Here is a 1,234-nt window from a genome sequence, read left to right as displayed (position 1 = left end):
GGATCGACAGCACCTCCTCGATGTGCAGAGCTTTGCGCCCGGCCGCCAGCTGCCGGATGTGCGTTCGGTCCCAGCTCAGGGTCTCCTCGACTTCGAGCTCGGTGAAGCCCTGCTCGCGGATCTTCTCGCCCAGCAGGGCGAGCAGCGCCGCGACGCGCTCGTCGACGGCTTGCGGTGATCTCATGCGTGCCTCCCGGGTTCGCTCAGCGACCGTGCCGTGAAGCCGGGGCCGCGGCCGAGCCCGTCGATTGAGCGGTCGCTCTGTGCCGAGCGAGCACCCCGGGCGGGTCGGTCAACCATCCGCCATCGCGGGGCTCAGGAACAGCAGAGCTCTGCTTACTGCGTCGCCGCCGTGACGACTAACGTCACCGGAATCAGCCGAGTGACCGAGGGAAGTCCTGCTGGCGCCGAAGATAGCGCCTCTAGCGCATCAGCGAGACCAGGTGTTACGCGTCGCCGTGGTGACGGCGAACACAACGCTGGACCCTCAGAGGGGTGATTCTGCGTCAACTTGCCGGCGTCTAACATGGCCAGCCGGTAAGTATTCGGTTAACCCGTTGAGGTTGCCGGTCTCGGGCCATTCTGGCTGGGCATCGAAGGTCGCCGAGACGCTCGTTGTGGCAGGCTCTCAGCTCAAGAGCAAAGGGTGCGTCGGCACTTCTTCTCGATGGGGTAGAGCCAGATGTCCTTGATCGGCAGCGGGGCTTGATGTCGTATGTCTAGCTTGCCCCGGCCCCGGGTTTGCCCGACATGAGTCCAGTTCGCCGCGCGGTAACAGGTACCAGCAAACCTCGGCGTCTCGACGAAGGTTTCCATGAGGACGGGACGGTAGCCATAGCGTCGGTCCCAATCCTCGGCGACTCGTCGCGCCGCCATGGCGAGGAGTTTGGACGCCAGGTTGCGGCTGGTGATCCACGGCAGGATCAAGAACCGGGCGTTATTGATCAGCAAGTGCAACCGTTGCTGACGTTGGTCAGCGCTCCATCCAATCCAGCGGTCCCGTGGTGCGATCTTCCACGCCGCAGCGCCGAAGCCGAGCAGCGCCAAAATCTGGCCCTGAGAGCCCGCGAGATAACGCAGCTGCGCCCCGGGAAGAGGTTGATAGCCGAGATAGTGGTGGCGCTGGATGTATTCATTCCATAGGTGCGAGGTGCGGCGGTCATCGACGACTTCGAGTCGCAGGTCCCTGAGTTGCTCCACCGGCAGGTCGATCGGCAGACCCGGATCGGTGGCT

General features: G+C 64.2%; 2 protein-coding genes. Both read right to left on the bottom strand.

Features of this window, described 5'->3' with window-relative positions; all coding sequences use genetic code 11:
- A partial coding sequence (locus GY769_22540; protein ID MCP4204696.1) for a hypothetical protein occupies nucleotides 1-184 on the bottom strand: 184 nt, incomplete at its 3' end.
- A gap of 449 nt (nucleotides 185-633) precedes the next feature.
- Nucleotides 634-1,218, bottom strand: a complete 585-nt coding sequence (locus GY769_22535) for a DUF4338 domain-containing protein (protein ID MCP4204695.1) — start codon at nucleotides 1,216-1,218, stop codon at nucleotides 634-636.
- Nucleotides 1,219-1,234: the final 16 nt, after the last annotated feature.

This window comes from bacterium (assembly GCA_024224155.1).
In the GTDB taxonomy this organism is placed as follows: domain Bacteria; phylum Acidobacteriota; class Thermoanaerobaculia; order Multivoradales; family JAHEKO01; genus CALZIK01.
The sequence above is the reverse complement of the archived record's forward strand: the minus strand, read 5'-3'. Positions and strand labels throughout refer to the sequence as shown.